The 17972-nt window shown below is 50.9% G+C and carries 16 protein-coding genes and 1 riboswitch; of the genes, 10 read left to right on the forward strand and 6 right to left on the reverse strand.

Annotation, left to right across the window (positions count from 1 at the left end; all coding sequences use genetic code 11):
- Positions 1 to 1098 precede the first annotated feature (1098 nt).
- From A6A26_RS00690 to A6A26_RS00705, 4 genes are all read right to left on the reverse strand, one after another.
- Complete coding sequence (locus A6A26_RS00690; protein WP_063876999.1) at positions 1099 to 2070, reverse strand: ParB family protein; 972 nt, start codon at positions 2068 to 2070, stop codon at positions 1099 to 1101.
- Positions 2071 to 2077: 7 nt separating this feature from the next.
- Positions 2078 to 3277 carry an AAA family ATPase gene (locus tag A6A26_RS00695; protein WP_063877098.1) on the reverse strand — a complete coding sequence of 400 codons (1200 nt, stop codon included), beginning with the start codon at positions 3275 to 3277 and terminating at the stop codon, positions 2078 to 2080.
- 731 nt (positions 3278 to 4008) lie between these two features.
- Positions 4009 to 4281, reverse strand: a complete 273-nt coding sequence (locus tag A6A26_RS00700) for a hypothetical protein (RefSeq protein WP_063877000.1) — start codon at positions 4279 to 4281, stop codon at positions 4009 to 4011.
- A 782-nt stretch (positions 4282 to 5063) separates the two neighbouring features.
- Entirely contained in the window at positions 5064 to 5993 is a 930-nt protein-coding gene (locus A6A26_RS00705) for a RepB family plasmid replication initiator protein (protein WP_063877001.1), read from the reverse strand.
- Positions 5994 to 6473: 480 nt separating this feature from the next.
- Here A6A26_RS00705 and A6A26_RS00710 point away from each other — a divergent pair, with 480 nt between their 5' ends.
- A complete protein-coding gene (locus tag A6A26_RS00710) occupies positions 6474 to 7844 on the forward strand; it encodes an aldehyde dehydrogenase family protein (protein ID WP_063877002.1) in 1371 nt (456 codons plus the stop codon).
- 146 nt (positions 7845 to 7990) lie between these two features.
- On the opposite strand, the gene zigA is transcribed toward A6A26_RS00710, so the two are convergent.
- Positions 7991 to 9223 carry a zinc metallochaperone GTPase ZigA gene (gene zigA, locus A6A26_RS00715; protein ID WP_063877003.1) on the reverse strand — a complete coding sequence of 411 codons (1233 nt, stop codon included), beginning with the start codon at positions 9221 to 9223 and terminating at the stop codon, positions 7991 to 7993.
- 218 nt (positions 9224 to 9441) lie between these two features.
- On the opposite strand from zigA, the gene A6A26_RS00720 reads away from it, so the two are divergent.
- From A6A26_RS00720 to A6A26_RS00735, 4 genes are read left to right on the forward strand one after another with little or no spacing between them, the layout of a single operon-like run.
- Positions 9442 to 10968 carry an ABC transporter substrate-binding protein gene (locus tag A6A26_RS00720; protein ID WP_063877004.1) on the forward strand — a complete coding sequence of 509 codons (1527 nt, stop codon included), beginning with the start codon at positions 9442 to 9444 and terminating at the stop codon, positions 10966 to 10968.
- Positions 10968 to 11903 carry an ABC transporter permease gene (locus tag A6A26_RS00725; protein ID WP_063877005.1) on the forward strand — a complete coding sequence of 312 codons (936 nt, stop codon included), beginning with the start codon at positions 10968 to 10970 and terminating at the stop codon, positions 11901 to 11903. The genes A6A26_RS00720 and A6A26_RS00725 overlap by 1 nt, the downstream gene beginning before the upstream one ends.
- Positions 11900 to 12679 (forward strand): ABC transporter permease, encoded by a 780-nt coding sequence (locus A6A26_RS00730; protein ID WP_063877006.1) that lies wholly within the window; start codon positions 11900 to 11902, stop codon positions 12677 to 12679. The genes A6A26_RS00725 and A6A26_RS00730 overlap by 4 nt, the downstream gene beginning before the upstream one ends.
- Complete coding sequence (locus tag A6A26_RS00735; protein WP_063877007.1) at positions 12676 to 14106, forward strand: ABC transporter ATP-binding protein; 1431 nt, start codon at positions 12676 to 12678, stop codon at positions 14104 to 14106. Before A6A26_RS00730 ends, A6A26_RS00735 begins: the two co-directional genes overlap by 4 nt.
- Positions 14107 to 14128: 22 nt before the next feature.
- On the opposite strand, the gene A6A26_RS00740 is transcribed toward A6A26_RS00735, so the two are convergent.
- Positions 14129 to 14677, reverse strand: coding sequence for a helix-turn-helix domain-containing protein (locus A6A26_RS00740; RefSeq protein WP_063877008.1), 549 nt, complete (start codon positions 14675 to 14677; stop codon positions 14129 to 14131).
- A 100-nt stretch (positions 14678 to 14777) separates the two neighbouring features.
- On the opposite strand from A6A26_RS00740, the gene A6A26_RS00745 reads away from it, so the two are divergent.
- The 5 genes from A6A26_RS00745 (at position 14778) to A6A26_RS00765 (ending at position 17963) form a co-directional block, all read left to right on the forward strand.
- On the forward strand, positions 14778 to 15443 hold the full coding sequence (locus tag A6A26_RS00745; protein WP_063877009.1) for an AzlC family ABC transporter permease: 666 nt from the start codon (positions 14778 to 14780) through the stop codon (positions 15441 to 15443).
- Positions 15440 to 15760 (forward strand): AzlD domain-containing protein, encoded by a 321-nt coding sequence (locus A6A26_RS00750; protein ID WP_063877010.1) that lies wholly within the window; start codon positions 15440 to 15442, stop codon positions 15758 to 15760. The genes A6A26_RS00745 and A6A26_RS00750 overlap by 4 nt, the downstream gene beginning before the upstream one ends.
- Before the next feature lie 58 nt (positions 15761 to 15818).
- A riboswitch (TPP riboswitch) is annotated at positions 15819 to 15938 on the forward strand.
- 137 nt (positions 15939 to 16075) lie between these two features.
- Positions 16076 to 17008 (forward strand): FAD-dependent oxidoreductase, encoded by a 933-nt coding sequence (locus A6A26_RS00755; protein ID WP_063877011.1) that lies wholly within the window; start codon positions 16076 to 16078, stop codon positions 17006 to 17008.
- Positions 17005 to 17202: a sulfur carrier protein ThiS gene (gene thiS, locus A6A26_RS00760; protein WP_063877012.1), complete on the forward strand. Its 198-nt coding sequence runs from the start codon at positions 17005 to 17007 to the stop codon at positions 17200 to 17202. Before A6A26_RS00755 ends, thiS begins: the two co-directional genes overlap by 4 nt.
- A 2-nt stretch (positions 17203 to 17204) precedes the next feature.
- Positions 17205 to 17963: a thiazole synthase gene (locus A6A26_RS00765; protein WP_063877013.1), complete on the forward strand. Its 759-nt coding sequence runs from the start codon at positions 17205 to 17207 to the stop codon at positions 17961 to 17963.
- Positions 17964 to 17972 lie beyond the last annotated feature (9 nt).

Raw genomic sequence — 17972 nt, forward strand, 5'->3', positions numbered from 1 at the left:
GAACGTTAGACTGACCGAGTTGGGACGTGATTCATACGACACATACTAAGAACGGCCTTGAATGAACGCTTTACATTCAGGTTTCGCAGGAACGGATAAATAATAATCCGTCGTAAAATCTTTTTTGTTCAACATGACGATGTGACGTCGCGATCATACCGAGTTAAGAGAGATCGGCAGTAATGTTTGTAGAAGGGCCAGGGACATAAGTGCACATATTGAGGGCGGTCTGTCGTGGCCTTAATCTGTTGCACTCGCCAATAAGTTTTCCAGACACGTCAAAACCTCAGTTTTGCACCTAAGCAATATCGTTTACTCAGAGAGGCATTTGCTCTTACAGATCAGATGAATTGGCTAAGGTGTGACTTTCGTCATCCACTTTTACCATTTGATTGCAACAGGATGACAGCCTACGTTCAAAAGGGTTTATTCAGAATTCCCTTACTTATCCACTTTTTCTGTGGATAAGTAAGGGATATTTTCTGTATATCATTCTCAATGATATTTAGCATTTTTCCTTTTCGCATTCTAAAGCGGATAAAATCTGTAGATCTGAGCGATTTTATCGCCTCTGCAATGACAAAACTTTCACTTCGGATGGAATTTCAGCCTGAAATCGCCATATTAAAAACGTTATTTATCAATAGTATAATCTTAAAAACAGCGCTGCTTTCGCCATCCCGTTATGCTGTTAGCGACTCTGCATATTGCGTGATGCGGTTAAAATGCTATCTCGGATCGTTAAGCTGTTAAGAGAGACCTCCAGACAGGAGAATGCTTGAGCAAATATCGCTCAGGCCTTACATCGACGTTCAATGAAAATTTTCAGCGTTAAAACCGTCTTTGTCATTCTTGTCCGGTTTTCAAAATGCTTTTTTGATCAGTTTTTACGATCACGAAAAACTGGCGAATCTCAGATTAGTGAAAATAAAATAGCCATTTAAATCATAATCTTAAAAAAGACTGAGGCAATTTTCTTTGGCGATTTCAGCCTGAAATTCGCTATTAACAGCGTACTGAAACGTGAATGGCGGAGAAAAAAAGAAGGGGGAAAAGCGCAAACCAGACAAATACAGGTTGCCTGGTTTGATGTACGTTTTAACGCGTCATATATTTCTTTAAGGTTTCAGCAATGACCTTATCAAGCTCATCCTGGAGCTCTTTGGACTGACGGTTAAACTCATAGCTGAACATTCTTCCGCGCGTTTTTTTACGTGCAAAGCGATCTTTATCTGCAAAAGACCAGAGGGTGACCGCCGTTGTTTTATCTTTTTCCGGTTCTTTCACCAGTGTCTGACTGCCCTGACGAATCAACCTGAGAATGGTATTTTTCAGTTCATCCTCAGCTAAACCCTCACGCGCTCTTACCACATCAATTTCCGCTGAGATTGCGTTTATCAGTGCCTCTACAGTCTGGCCTGTTTCACTGAGTTTATCCGCCGCCTGGAGCAACGCCTTATAATCAGGATAAGTCAGCTCAGATTGATTCGGAAAAAGGGATATCAAATCAGCAGGAACGCTAGCGGCCTGCAGGGCTCGCGTAACTTTGGCTTGTGAAAGCCCTTGGTTTTCAGCAATCTCTTTTTGTGACAAGCCACCGTCTTTGAGTGCCAGTAACCGCATACCGACTTCACGCAAATTATGCTCACGTGCTGTCTGGATATCCTGAGCCAGCCGGCGGGCTTCATCAGGCGTTATCGCCGCATCTGTGACAAGCACATCAAGGCCGGTTTTACAGTACAGCGCCGCCGCACGACGTCGTGAGCCATCCAGGATCTCAATACGTTCACCTTGCATGACACCAATGGCAGGGAAGAACTGCTGAAGCTTAATAGTGCGAATAATATCGCGTAGCGAGTCCGGTGTGAGTCCAGACTGATCACGCCCATTTGTTTCCATGGTCACAAACGTTTTGGCTTCAACGTCATTCGCAAGAATATGTTCAAAACGAAATAAGGCACGCTTTCCTGTTGCCAGTACAAACGTTTGTGAATGGCTATCAGCGCTTTTTTCTGTGTTTAACGGTGTCTGGCTGAAGGTTCTGCCGATCGTTATTCTTTTTGCACTCATATAAACCTCAGTTCAGGCGGATAAATTCAATGCGGTCGAAAACCGCTTTTGCAAAGTCTTCAGCGGCAGAACGGGCATTTTTCAACGCCTCACTGCTGCCGACGTAGGTAGAGGGATTGGCAGATATCACGGTGTCAAAAGACTCACCACATCGCTCAAAACCATCCAGACGCGGCAGCGTCGCATCCAACATATCGCCACCGAAAATTTCTTTCGCCAGGCTGTGGCAAAGTTTGTGGTCTGCTTTGTTTGAAAGCTTAGACATAAACCCAATGTTGCCCTGAAGTCGACAGGTCGCGCCGGACTCTTCAATAATGCCAATGAGCTCGGGCAAACGGGTCAGGTACTTGAGTGTGGAATGAAAATCCACCTGCGCAGGCGGGACAGGCGTCATCAGCAGATCGGACGCGGCTATCGCATTTTTTAAAAAGGCATCTAAATGTGGCCCGCTATCAATGAAGATAAAGTCGTAATCTTTTTTAAGCTTAGAAACCACATTATCGTATAACACTGAATGAATATTTTGCCCGGGCAGATGTGTGGCACAAAGCTGATCCCAACTTGATGCAATAAATGCATCATCTATCGACGCAGGCAGCACATCCACACCGGGGATGATGGATGACACAATAAATTCATTCACCAGCTCATCACGCGTGACGTTTTGCAGCATCGCCTGAGCGGCCGTGGCCTCAACAAGTCCAACAGAACGCTCATGGTTTAAAAACATGGTGGCCGAGGACTGTGGATCAAGGTCAATAACGAGAATGCGCAGGTCTTCATACAAGAGGTGAGGGTGCGCTCGCAGCGCGTGAGCCAGAGAAACCGTAGAAACGGTTTTTGAAACACCACCTTTAAGATTACCCACAAACAAAGTAAAGGCTTCAGTATGGCGATCGCGGTATTTAGGCACGCCGCGATGATGATAAATATCAATAATATTCTGAATGGACATCGCGTATTTGACGGAGCTGCCTGCTGCACGTTTATCGAACTGATAGCCACTCTCTTCCATTTCGTTCACTGCATAATCTACGCTGGCACGCGTTAACTTTGGCAGTTTCGCCAGCGCAGCCTTGGCATAGATTTGGTAGTAACTGTTTTCTTGCAACTCAAGTTTTTGTGCCTGAATTTGTTCAGTAAGGCTCAATAACATGCGTTCTGAACGCTGAGCAACTTTCATGACCTGACTATCATCGTTAGCCATACTTACTCCAAACATGTAGGATTTATGAATTTATACCTAAATCCTGCACATGAGGCAAGAATTTATCTTATAAACGTAATCTTGTGTTAGGTGTGAAACTCCTGATTTTTGTGACGCTATTCGCACAATTCACTGTAATGAGCGAGTGTCGCGCTGGACAGGCATCGCGTGAAACGCGTCTAGTCCGAGCTTATTCCACCTTATAACGCCTGATAAGCCTGAACACAGCCCTGTCGAATCCCACTCCCGCGCCCCATATGTATGAAACGGGCAACCTGAACAATGAACAGAAGTGATAACGTTCACTGTAATCAGTAGGTTTTTACATTAATCAATCTGCCCTGAAAAGGTTAGCTGGCCCGGCATGAAGAAGAGGAAACAGGTTAAGGTAGCGTCATAGCGCGCTCAATCAGGACGCTCTAATGCGTTCACTGTGGTTAGTAGAAACAGGAAACCCAACAAGCCTAAAACATTCACTATAAACAGTAGAAGATTCACTGTAGTCAGTAACGACTTAGCGATAATGCGAAACTCCTCATCTTACTGGACAGCTCTCTACAGCCGGCACCAGGCAGTAAAGAACAGGAGTGAGTGAGGGAGGTAAAGACAGTTTTTGATTTACTACAGCAGGGCTAAAAATTCACTATAGTCAGCAAGGGCGGCAACCATAATATTCACTGTAATCAGTAAAACTGCCCGGTTCGCATAAACGTTCACTGTAGTCAGTAATCTCAGTCATGTTGAGTCTGGCTTTCATGCCCAGCAGCACTCTTCAGCACACCGCCACCCTCATCAAGTGCCATGACGGTGCACTCCAGAACGCTTGTATGCCGTACCCGGGTTAAAACATTCACTGTAGTCAGTAGGGGAGACAGTCTGCCGGTAATCAATGCCTCGTTATCCATCAACAGAGCATCAAGGAAGTCCGTGCCGCCAGAGGCGTTTTCGTCAAAACATTCACTGTAGTCAGTGGAGTTAACAATGTCTCTTCCCCCGCACCGCATTTAGTCATTACCTGTGAAAATGGTTGAATGCAGTTTGCAGATTCACTGTAGTCAGTAAAACATTCACTGTAATCAGTAGATGAAAAAACGAGAATCCGCACCAAACCTGGAAGCGGGGCACCGACAGGTGAAATGTTCACTGTAATCAGCACCTGTGTTTTCAGGTACCGCGCTACCGGCTGGACGTTCACTGTAATGAGTCAAGATGTTCACTGTAATCAGTAAATGTGATGGCCGATATGACTATCGCGCTCTACAGGTAACATCACGTTCACTGTAATCAGCAATCCAACTAACCCTGTCACTTTTTTCACGTGTCATTATCTGGAATGTTAAAGCCAAAACGAGGAGAAGGACTCGAAAAAACCCAAAAAAAAGCTCTTTTTAAACAGAGGGATACATTTAAAATTCACTGTAATCAGCTTGATAGATAACGTGCGGGGATTCACTATAATCAGTCCTGTCTGCTGATGTGCACGCCAGAGGCAACATTCACTGTAATCAGTAATTGTGTGTTCGGAAGAGGAAACAGGAACTAACAATAATAATAGTGAGCGCCTACAAACATATAAGCAATTGATTAATATCACATTTAAAAAAAGGGGTTTGAACAGAGAGTTTTAGGCAGTACGCTTTTACTGACTATAGTGAACGGCGCTGATTACAGTGAACACCTTGCGCACTACATCGCACGGGAATAGCGGAGAAGAGAATGCGGATGTCACTTTCAGGCAAAAGTGACACTGCAACGCAGGATGTACTGATTACAGTGAACCTTCGGGCTAGTCCTCAAAATCGATGTCTTCGAGCGTATCGATTCCCTCAAGATTGCTTATGCCATCAAGCTTTGGCGTTCTGCTGTGAATGATGAAAAACACGGAACGCCCGCGTTTAACTTCAGAATAATCAAGGTAACCAATCTCTTTGAGCTGTTCCATCGCGCGACGCACCACATGGTTCTGAGTGGTAATTTTTGATCCGAGATTCAGGCGCATGCGTAAACGCGCAAGAGAAATAGGAGCAGGATTGGTTGGCAGGCTCTCAAGGAACGTATAAAGCGCCTGAGCCGATTCTTTACGCTTAAGGCGGGAGATGGCGCGTAGTTGCAGTAAAACCTTGTGGTCGAAGTTGTAGAGCTCAAATAGCTTAGGATCGGCCTGTATGCGCACGATATCTTTTTCACGATCGTAGTAGGCCGACTGGACAAGGTGCGTATGGTAGGCTTTACCGTTACCTTCAAAAGAAAGCGTATTCGTCGCGATACGACGTAATGAGGCGTCAAGGCGCTTGCGTAACGCAGCAGAGGAGTTCGCAGAAGGTATTCCGCACATCTTCACGAAATCAATAAAGGGCAGCGTCACCGTGTCTCCCTGTGTCGGATAGCGGGAAAATGACTGGATAATACCTGCCCATGTCTTAAAGTCATTATCCATATCCAGCCTGGCACCGGTGATGGTAATCTTTTCATAACCTTCCGCTTTAACCAGCGAAAGGTTTTTAAGTTCTTTAGTGGCATCGGTTGAAGCCATCGCACCCGAGATGCCACGCGCTGTGGATTTAAGCGTGGGCACAAACAAACCCAGGCGCATTAAAGCAACAGGCTGGACGGTATTATTTTTGTTTGGATGAAGCTGGATAACTTCGCCACTGTTTTTGGTCACAGACAGAAAAGGCTCTAGTAACGCTTTGTTTTCACTATCTTTATCTGCCATTGGATAAGATCTTCATTCTGTGGATGAAAAGGATCGTTTTCTGACTACAGTGAACATTAGCACTGATTATAGTGAACTTTCTACTGTGTGTAGTGAATAAAGTACTGATTACAGTGAATACTTTACTGATTACAGTGAATGACAACACCCTCTCAGCCCTTGTGTGGTGCGGCCTGCGGCGATCGGGGATCTCTTTGGATCTATAAGGGATCTCTTTATGATCGTTATATAGGAACTAATCACTGTATAAGTGGATAACTCAAAAAAAACAGCCTCTCTGCGCACACCTTGCGAGTATCCTCACAGCCTTTGCTCAAAGCATAGCGAGAAAGTCGATCATAATGATTTTCTCAAAGGATCATTCTCTTTATAAATTCTGCTTTCATTTTTTATAAACAACTTGCTCACTATTATTCATTTTTCATCAGCATCATCCCAGCGTATGGTGATCGCGTCTCTTATTGATAAAGGATCAAGTCCATGACTGACTTTGCGATTTCACGTAATCCCACAACAGGCGAGATTCTTGCCCAATACCCAATGCAAAGCGCTTCTGAACTGGAGCAAGCGCTAAATACCAGCGCAACGGCTTACAAAGAGTGGCGGCAAAGCAGCATGGCAACCCGTGTAAGCGTGCTTCGTCAACTGAGCCAACAGCTTCGTGAGCGCGAACCTGAACTGACACGGATGATTACCCTTGAAATGGGTAAGCCCGTTGCACAGGCGAGAGGAGAGATCCTGAAATGCGCGAACCTGTGCGACTGGTATGCGGAACATGGACCTGCAATGCTGGCAGACCAGCCTTCGCAGGTTCCTGATGCATGGCAGTCATTTCGTCCAATCGGCGTTATTCTGGCCGTCATGCCGTGGAATTTCCCTTTCTGGCAGGTTCTGCGCGGCGCAGTAGGCATGCTACTTGCTGGCAATACCTACCTACTCAAACATGCCCCCAACGTCATGGGCAGCGCTACGCTGATGGCAGAATTGTTTGATGCGACTGACCTGCCCAAAGGCGGTTTTAATGTGATTAATGTTGATAACGAAGGCGTTTCAGCTGCAATCAAAGATGATCGCATCGCGGCTGTTGCTGTAACAGGTAGCGTCCGTGCCGGTGCAGCTATCGCAGCACAGGCAGGTGCGGCATTGAAAAAGACAGTGCTTGAGTTAGGGGGATCGGACCCTTTTATCGTGCTGGCCGATGCTGACCTTGATGAGGCCGTAAAATCGGCAGTAACAGGCCGCTATCAAAATACCGGACAGGTTTGTATGGCCGCTAAACGCTTTATTATCGAAGCATCCATCGCTGATGAGTTCAAAAAGCGTTTTGTTGACGCAGTCAAATCACTCAAAATTGGCGATCCTCTTGATGAACAGACTTTCATCGGTCCGATGGCACGAGCCGATCTGCGCGATGAGCTCGATGAGCAGGTCAAAGCCAGTTTGCGTGAAGGTGCCCGTTTGGTGTTAGGCGGCGAGAAAATAGCAGGGCAGGGCAATTATTACGCCCCAACCATCCTTGCAGATGTCACCAACGACATGACCGCTTTCAGACAAGAGCTGTTTGGTCCCGTGGCGGCAATTGCAGTGGCAAACGATGCTCAGCATGCGCTGGAAATCGCCAATAACAGCGATTTTGGGCTGAGTGCAACAGTCTGGACCGCTGATGAAGAGGTTGCCGCACGCATGAGTGATGAGCTGGAAGTGGGCGCAGTCTTTATTAACGGCAATGGCGCTTCCGATCCGCGCGTTACTATCGGTGGTGTCAAAAAGAGTGGCTACGGCCGCGAGCTGTCACACTTTGGCGTGCATGAATTCTGTAATGTGCAGACAGTATGGAAAAACCGCCGTTAATGAGCCTTACTGAAGTTTGTTCTGCGGATTCACAGCTAAAACCGGCGCATCGTTGTGCGCCGGTTTATTCTGAAGGACTGCGCGACAGAATGATTTGACTGACTGTTCACCACAGCAGGTTATCTGAAGCGCCCCGGATCTGACCCTCAGGATTCCGCATCCTCAAACCAGCCCGGCATCGGATCGGAAAGCGTCACCCAGTATGCGGGCCCCTGGGCCATTTCCTGTGGCGTTAAGAGCGCGGCGTCAAGCGCACTACGCACCTGTTTCTCATCCATTTCTATACCGATAAATACGAGTTCTTGTCGGGCATCTCCAATGCCATCCAGCCAGTTTTCTGCAATAAAATTAAGAGACTCAGTATCCTGAGGCCATTTCTCACGTGGAATGCTGGCCCACCAGCTTCCGGCATGTCCATGACGGGCAACCGCCCCTGCCTGTGACCACATTGCAGCAAATTCCGGACGGCTGGCCAGCCAGAAGTAGCCTTTGGAACGAATCACACCATCAAGCTGGTGGTTAACAGCATGCCAGAAACGTTCGGGGTGAAAGGGCCGCCTGGCGCGATAAACAAAACTACGAATACCGTACTCTTCAGTTTCTGATTGGTGCTCGCCACGAAGTTCTCTTAGCCAGCCTGGTGCCTGCGCTGCCTGATCAAAGTCAAACAGCCCGGTATCCAGCACCTGATCAAGTGGGACGTTACCAAAATGACTGGTGATGATATGCGCTCGCGGATTCAATGAATGCAACATTGCTTTAAGCGTCTGTTGATCTTCCTCGCTGATCAGGTCTGTTTTATTAACGACCAGTACATCGCAAAATTCGATTTGATCAATCAGTAAATCTACGACAGACCGTTCATCTTCTTCGCCCAGGGATTCACCGCGCGCCTGCAGTGAGTCGACGGAACGATAATCACGAAGGAAGTTATAACCATCTACGACAGTAATCATCGTATCCAGTCGGGCAATACTGGATAAACTTTCACCGTCCTCATCGGCGAAGGTGAAGGTTTCTGCCACGGGAAGCGGTTCAGATATGCCGGTTGATTCAATGACCAGATGATCAAAACGACCTTCCTGCGCCAGCCGTTTGACCTCCAGCAGCAGATCTTCACGAAGTGTGCAGCATATGCAGCCATTACTCATCTCTACAAGCTTTTCATCGGTACGCGACAGCTCAGCACCGCCGTTGCGCACTAACGCCGCATCAATATTGACTTCAGACATGTCATTAACGATGACAGCAATACGTCGCCCCTCACGATTGTTAAGAATGTGGTTAAGAAGCGTGGTTTTACCTGCGCCGAGAAAACCCGACAGCACAGAAACCGGTAAACGAGTGTCCTGGAAGTCGGGGAGGGAATGGTGTGCCATGCGTTATCCTTCAAATCAGCTTTATATATAATGTTATAACATAACAAAATGAAGGTAATTTTCAACACTGTTTGTCAGGATGATCGAAACGCACACTGGCAGCGAGAAGCGGGGCTGACCCGTTTCTAATCTCCCTGCGCTTTAATGGGTTTTGATTTTAAATGATATGTTATAACATTATACATTCTGGGAAATATTATGTGGTAAACAGAAATATCATGACACAACTTAAAAGCCTGTTTTACAGCGCGATTGCGGGCCTGATAGTGGCTTCATTGAGTGCTTATGCTGACGAGACCAGATCGGTTCGAATTGCGGCCCCTTTTGAAATTAAAGGGACCGATCCTGCACTTTCCGGCGATATTTTACTTCGCATGGATGTCGTTGAAACACTCGTGGAGACAGATATCACAGGTGCGCCTGTTCCTGCGCTGGCAGAGAGCTGGCAGGCTTCTCCTGACGGTCTGCAGTGGCGTTTCAGGCTGCGGGCGAACGCGCACTTTCACGATGGATCTCTGGTCACCGCTGAAAGTGTCGTAAAATCACTGAATATCGCCCGCAGTAAGCCGGGTTTACTGGATAAAGCCCCAATAACATCGATTGTCGGCGAAGACAGACAGGTCACCATTACGCTCAGTGAACCCTTTACGCCGCTCCTGGCGGTACTGGCGGAAAGCCGTTCACAAATTCTGGCGCTGGCATCATGGGATAACGCAAACGCCATCACGCGCATCATTGGTAGCGGTCCTTTCCAGTTAGTCCGTTTCCAACCGCCTCAGACGCTGAGCGTAAAAAGATTTGAGGGATACTGGGGGAATAAACCCGCCGTTGTTAACGCTGAATTTTTATCCGCAGGACGTGCAGAAACCCGCGCACTGTTGGCCGAAAGCGGAGACGCCGATTATGTTTTTAACCTTGATGCAGCCAGCCGCCAACGCCTGTCACAAAAAAAATCCCTGCAACTTCTTACCGTTTCCGTTCCGCGAACGGTGATGCTCAAACTGAACCTGACTCATCCTTTTCTCAAAGAGCAAACCACGCGAGAGGCGTTAAGCCTGGCAATTAATCGTCGCGCACTGGCCAATGCAATATTGCGCTATCCCGGCGCAGCAACACAGATGTTTCCGCCTTCAATGGCGGAATGGCACAATCCCGCATTACCGGCCCTGGATTTCTCACCACAGCGCGCAACAGCATTACTCACACAATCAGGCTGGAAGCCCGGTCGGGATGGGATTCTGGTGCGCGACGGGCAGCGGTTTACACTGACGCTGTTAACCTATCCGGATCGCCCGGAACTGCCGTTAATCGCCATGGTGATCCAACAGCAACTGCGTCAGACTGGAATTGATGTCGTCATCAATTCAACCAACTCCAGTGAAATTCCTGCCCGTCATCATGACGGGAGCCTGCAGATGGCGCTGTTCGCCCGTAATTTTGCCTTAACACCCGATCCCACCGGCACGCTGCTTCAGGATTACGGCACCCAGGGCGGTGACTGGGGCGCGATGAACTGGCATGACAAGGCCTTTGGCGAGGCGCTCAATACGCTATCACGCCGTTATGATGTTGCGATGAGGCAAAAGGCCAGAGAGGTCATTACTTCGGCTTTACAGCGTGATTTGCCTGTGATCCCCATCGCCTGGTATCAGCAATCGGCAGCGGTCAATGTCAATCTTACCTCGGTAACGCTTGATCCCTTTGAACGCCATTTCGGTCTGCGTGATATGAGATGGGTGAAGTGATGCTTAAACAACTCAGCTGGCGCCTGTGCCAGGCCGCTTTTGTCGTTCTCACCGTCGGCATCTTAACCTTCGTTCTGGTGCAGGCGTTACCGGGTGATATGGCCTGGCGCATTGCATCGGGGCGTTATGGTTATGATCGGGTCGATCTGGCCGCCGTCGCCAAAGTACAACAGCAACTGGCGGATATCACTGCTCAGGGAAGCGCACTGTGGCAATGGCTGTGGGATCTGCTGCGCTTCAATTTTGGTCATTCACTGGTGTCGGGTGAGCCGGTAAGCAACGAACTGGCCTGGCAATTAAAACAAACGCTTGCGCTTGCCGGCTTCTCCCTGTTGCTGACGTTGTTGCTGGCTATACCGATTGGTCTCTGGGCGGGCTGCCATCCAGGCGGCTTTTTGGACCGGCTCATTAACTGGCTGGCAGCCATACTCAAATCGATTCCACATTTTGCGTTGGGCCTGCTGCTTGTCGTGTTGTTTGCGCTGCGCCTGGGCTGGCTGCCCAGTGCAGGGCAGGGAGAGTGGCGACATTTCATCCTGCCCTCAATGACCCTGGCGTTGTCACTGAGTGCCGTGGGCGCACGTGTGGTACGTGAGGCAACGCATCAGGCCGTCACCGCAACCTGGTATCGCTGGGGGACACAGAAAGGACTGTCTGGCTCGCGTCTGTTCTGGCGGCACGGTCTACGCAACCTCAGCGTGCCGGTCGTGACCTGGCTCGGCATGCAGTTTGTCTGGTTGGTGGAAGGTGTGGTGGTGGTCGAAACGCTGTTCGCCTGGCCGGGTATTGGCCATGCGCTGGTGCATGCGATTTTTGCCCGGGACGTGCCCGTAATTCAGGCCTGTGCGCTGGTACTGGGGCTGACGTTTGTCACTTTAAATATGCTTGTCGATGGTTTGTGTTACGTACTGGACCCAAGGGGGAAACGCGCATGACCTACCGTCAAAAAACGGGTCTGACTCTCCTCCTGTTGTTGCTCGCGTTCGCCTGGCTGGTGCCACTGTTGAGTTCCGGGGACCCCGTGCAACAGGACCTGCTGCAGATGTTACAGCTTCCCACTGGAGAGGCCTGGCTGGGTTATGACCACCTTGGTCGTTCAATGCTGGCCCGTTTAAGCGCAGCGCTTCGTCTGTCGCTGGGGCTGGCGGCGATGTGCGTCATTACGGCACTGACGATGGGCACCCTGGCGGGGATCATCAGTGCCTGGCACGGTGGCTGGGTTGACCGCATATGCAATGCGTTAGCGGATATGTGCCTGGCGCTTCCCGGTCTGTTGCTGGTGTTGCTGTTAGCCGCTATCGCGCCAGACTCGCCAGGCATGTTGTGGCTCGGTATTTCACTGGTACTGTGGGTGGAGTTTTTCCGTGTGACGCGAGCCGCCTTGCGGCCCGTCGTTACGTCTCCGGCAGTCCAGTCCTCTTTACTGCTTGGTTTCTCGATGGTCTATCTGTTGCGCAGACACTTGTGGCCAGCAATGGCGCCTTTGCTGCTGACATTAACGGTGTATGCGTTTAGCAATGCCATTATGGCGGTGTCCGCATTGGGATTCATCAGCGTGGGCGTACGACCGCCAACGCCAGAGCTGGGACTGATGATGACAGAACTCTTTCCCTATGCCTGGGAAGCCCCCTGGCTTTTACTGCAGCCTGTAATGGCGCTTTTTATCGTATTGATCGGCCTGAATTTATTGGTGAACAAGGAGCGTATATGACTGGCATGGTGATAAAACAGGTCGCCGTTTACGCCGAACACTGCATCGTCGAGCCTGTGAGCATGGTCATTCAACCAGGCAGGCCCATGACGCTGGTCGGGGAAACCGGATCGGGGAAAAGCTTATTCGCCCAGGCCATCATGGGCGCATTACCTCAGGGGCTGTACGCAAAAGGCACCGTTGAGATCGACGGGCAACACTATGATCTCCAAACCGATTTGCTTCATCTTCGGGCGCTGTGGGGACACCGCATTGCATCACTGCCGCAGGAACCCTGGCTCGCGCTCGATCCGACGATGCGCGTTAATGCTCAGGTTGAAGAAGGTTACCGTTATGTACGGGGATTAACGCGTGATGACGCCCAGCAGTCCACTGCAGAAGTGCTCAATCATCTGGGGCTTACGCAGGCCTCAGCGCGTTTTCCCTGGCAGCTTTCAGGCGGAATGGCCCAGCGCGTTTGTTTTGCGGCGGCACGTGCTGGTGGGGCCACGATGTTGATTGCTGACGAACCCACTAAAGGGTTGGACGTCGCTCGACGGGATGAAATAGGTCGCCTGTTGAACACGGCGGTTGCCCGGGGCGAAACCTTATTGACGATCACGCACGACATTGCACTGGCCAGGCAGCTGGCTGGCGATGTCATGGTGATGCATAAAGGCCAGGTCATTGAGCAGGGCACTGCCAGGCGGGTGCTGAGCAGGCCACAAGAGCGCTACACGCAACAGTTGCTGGCGGCTGAACCGCAGGCCTGGGCAACAGGCTTGCGGGTGCCCTGTGATGAAACCATCGTGTTACAGTCAGAAGGCCTTTCGCTGAAACGTTCAGGAAAAAGGCTGTTTCACGATGCGGCTTTAACCTTTCGGGCCGGTGAAATCGTAGGGCTTTACGGCGAAAGCGGCTGTGGTAAAAGTAGCCTGGGAGATACGCTGTGTGGTCTGGTAAAACCGGATGCAGGCAGAGTCATACGGCCCGGCAAGATCAGTAAGTTACGTTACCAAAAACTGTATCAGGATCCCTCCGCCATTTTTCCACCTGACGTGTCGATGGCACAGGTTATCGATGATGTGCTGCGCCTGCACCACGCCACGGTTCAGCGACGTGATGAACTGATGGTGCAACTGGGATTAGCGCATGATTTACTGAGCCGTCCGGCTTCTGGTTTGTCAGGTGGCGAGCTTCAGCGTTTTTCCCTGCTGCGGGTCATGCTACTGGACCCTGTCTTTTTATTTGCCGATGAGCCGACGTCGCGTCTGGACCCGCTTGTTCAGCAGCAGACGCTGGCGCTACTTACCGGGCTGGCAACAAAGCAGCGTTGTGCCATTTTGCTGGTCAGCCATGACCTCGCCTTACTGGAGAAGAGCGCGCATCAAGTCATCTCACTGGCTTCCCTCAGACAGGGTTCCGCAGTCATGACTGCGCATGGGTAAACGAAGGCAGGGAAGCCTGCCTTCACACGTGCTCCATGACCAACACAGCCAGCGTGTCGGGCTCAAGCGCGCGGAAAATATGCTCACTGTCGCCCGGATAACTGATGTAATCGCCTACCGCCAGTTCAACCGGTGAATCGACCGGACCCACCAGCGCACGCCCTTGGGTTAAAATTAAATGTTCAATGGTATTGGGCGAATGCGGCTGTGAGCAGCGTTCACTACCGGGCTGGATGTGCAACAAATAGATATCCCGTCGAGCGCCCGGTGGGCAGGTTGCCAACAGCACCGCTTTATAGTCAGCCTGCTCGGCGGCTACCGCTGGACCCTCGCCGCGGCGAATAACCTGCAGGCGATTCGCTTCCGGCTCCATCAGGCGGGCAAAAGGAATATTCAACGCCACACACAGTGACCACAATGTTTCAATGCCGGGATTGCCATTACCGGCTTCAAGCTGAGACAGGGTCGATTTTGCAATACCTGCGCGACGGGCCACCTCTGCGAGCGTCAGGCCAGTACGCTGGCGTTCTCTCACTAAGCTATTGGCAATGATGTTAATGGGCGTACTCATCATTCATCCTGTTCATTAAAACGAACGTATCGTTCATCTTGTAATACATGTTGGATGTTCATTATAATGGATAAAACGTTCGATATGGGATTTGATTTTGATGCCGGCAAAAAAAACGACGCTCGATAAGGGCGTGATTAAAGCGATTTTTCTGGTCTGTATCGCAGATGGGATTGTAGGCCTGTCTTATGGTTCTCTTGCTACTGCGGATGGCTTTCCGTTTTGGGTGCCACTGGCGTTATCGACTCTCGTACTGGCTGGTGCATCAGAATTCTTATTTATTGGCATCGTGGCAGGCGGTGGCAGCCCGTTGACTGCGGCGGCGGCGGGCCTGCTGGTTAACGCACGCCATCTCCCCTTCGGTATTGCTGTTAAAGATTTGGTGGGTCAGGGCTGGCGAGGCCTGTTCGGCTGTCACATCATGAACGATGAAAGTGTGGTGTTTGGCATCTCTCAGCCAACACTGGCCCAGCGCCGCAGTGCCTTTTGGCTGTGTGGCATCGGTATTGGATTGATCTGGCCATTTAGCGTGATGCTTGGGGCCGCGATTGGTCAGTTTATCCCGAGTATCTCCGCTATCGGTCTGGATGCCGTTTTCCCCGCCATTCTTATCGCCCTGATTTTCCCGGCGCTACGTAAACCCCGCACCTGTATCCCTGCGACGACAGGTGCGCTGGTGTCGCTGGTGGTCACGCCATTTGTTCCCGCAGGGATGCCGGTTCTGTTTTCCCTGTTAGGGCTGCTGACGTGGAGATCGCGTAAATGAATCACCCGATGATTATTGCAGGAATTGCACTGCTGGCCGCCGGGACCTATGCCATTCGCTATGCCGGCGTCAAACTGGGTAACAGGTTGCCTGTCAGTGAACGGACGCAGCATATGCTATCTGATGCGGCAACCGTGCTGTTACTGGCCGTAGCGGCCACCACCACCCTGTTTGAAGGCCCGCATTTTGCCGGGATGGCAAGGTTGTTGGGTGTGTCGTTTGCCCTTTTTCTTGCCTGGCGTAAAGCCCCGCTTATCGTGATTATTTTGGGCGCGGCCTGTATGACCGCCTTGCTGCGTTATCTGAATGTGCCTTAGACGCTGATGACAAATTGTTGCGTCAGCCTTGACGTAAGACGCAGCTTAAAATACAACTAGAACCCGTCAGGGGAGTCTCGCCAGAGAGACTGAGAGGCTAATAGCGCAATGCGCGGCTTAGCGACCCTTAGAACCTGACCCAGTTGATACTGGCGTAGGAAGACGGGTATCTTCGCCCAGTGCAGATACTTGCCGCAGAGCCTGCTTTTACTGTGCTCATGCTTTTTCCCTTCTCGTATCACGGGTCTCTGATTTAAACAGAGAGGCCAATGTGAAAATCCTGTTTCTGATTTTACGCTGTCAGGTTGGCTGGCAATGAGCCGCTGGTCGGTGCTGGGCAGTGGTGTGTCCGGGCTGTGCATTGCTACGTTACTGGCGGAGCGCGGCGAAAATGTCGAAATCATCACGTTACCTGATTGCCGGGCAGCTTCCCACTGGGCTGGCGGTATGCTGGCCCCCTGGTGCGAAGCGGAAAGTGCGCCGCAGCAGGTCGTGGACTGGGGCCAGCATGCCGCCGCATGGTGGTCGGCCCGCATCAGCGGCGTTGAACAAAAGGGCACGCTGGTGATTGCGCCGCCGCGCGACCGTGCTGAATTAACCCGTTTTGCGAACATGACGTCTGAACATCAGTGGGTGATGCCTGCAGAGATCGAACCCGCGCTGGAAAACCGTTTTGCGCGTGGACTATTTTTCGCTGCAGAAGCCCATCTTGATCCCCGTCTGGCAATGCAACAGTTACAAACGCGCTTAATCAATGCTGGCGTGAATTTTCACAGCGGTAAACCCAGTGGGAAGGTTATTGATTGCCGTGGTATCCATGCCCAGGAATCCCTGCCGGCACTCCGCGCCGTACGCGGTGAAATGGTCATCCTGCAGACGAATGAGATAACGTTCTCCCGGCCGGTTCGCCTTCTGCACCCGCGCTTTCCCTGTTATCTGGTACCTCGAGCGCAAGGGCATTTTATGCTCGGCGCGACCATGGTCGAAAGCCAGGATGACAGCCCGATCAGCGCGCGCGCAATGATGGAACTGTTAAGCGCTGCTTACAGCATCCATCCTGCCCTTGCCGAAGCACGCATCATTGAAAGCGGTACGGGTTTGCGTCCTGCTTACCCTCATAATCTGCCCGATGTTCGTTATGAAAACGGCATTTTTTCCATCAACGGTATGTATCGTCACGGCTTCTTATTGGCCCCGATGATGGCCGAGAAGCTTATGCAACAACTTACGTCAGAGGGAATACGATGAAAATAGAACTGAACGGCCTTGCTATTGAGACTCAGGCCCGGACGCTGGCTGAATTGTTGGCGGAACAGGATATTGATGCGGGCTGTGTCGCCAGCGCGCTTAACGGCACCTTTATTCCCCGGGAACGCTATTCCTCCCAACCGCTTGAGGCCGGTTGTCGTCTGGAAGTGTTATCACCGATGCAGGGAGGTTAACGATGTTTTACGACTATAGCGGGCAGTCACGTTTTTTACTGGGCACGGCGGGTTATCCCTCGCCAGATATTTTGCAACAGGCCGTCAGCGCATCGGGCGCAGACATTATTACAGTCAGTTTACGTCGTGAAGGAAGCCAGGGCGGCGCATTTCGCGACCTTCTGAAAACGCTGAATAAACGCGTATTACCGAACACGGCAGGCTGTCATACGGTTAAAGAAGCCGTTACCACTGCACATATGGCGCGGGAGTTGTTCGCCACGTCGTGGGTCAAACTTGAAGTGATTGGTCATGCCGACACCTTGCAGCCCGATCCTTTTGCCCTGGTTGAAGCGGCGCGTATTTTGTGTGCCGAGGGTTTTCATGTCTTTCCCTACACCACAGAAGACCTGATTGTTGGCGAGAAACTGCTGGATGCTGGCTGCGAAGTGCTGATGCCATGGGGCGCGCCCATCGGTTCCGGGCAGGGATTACGCAATATTGAGGGCTTACGCACGATGCGTGCCTGGTTTAAAGACGTTCCGCTGATTATTGACGCCGGGATCGGTGCGCCGAGTCAGGCGGCCCAGGCGATGGAATTAGGTTTCGACGCTGTGTTACTGAATACCGCCGTCGCGAAATCCAGCGATCCGGTGCGCATGGCTGGTGCCTTTGCTGGCGCCATTGACGCGGGACATCAGGCACGTCAGGCAGGGATGATGGAACGCCGCGACATGGCGGCGGCGTCCACGCCCATTTTCGGGCTGGCCCAGTTCAGCTAAGGAGCGGTG

Origin of the sequence: Pantoea sp. OXWO6B1 (assembly GCF_001641135.1) — a bacterium.
Taxonomy (GTDB): domain Bacteria; phylum Pseudomonadota; class Gammaproteobacteria; order Enterobacterales; family Enterobacteriaceae; genus Pantoea; species Pantoea allii.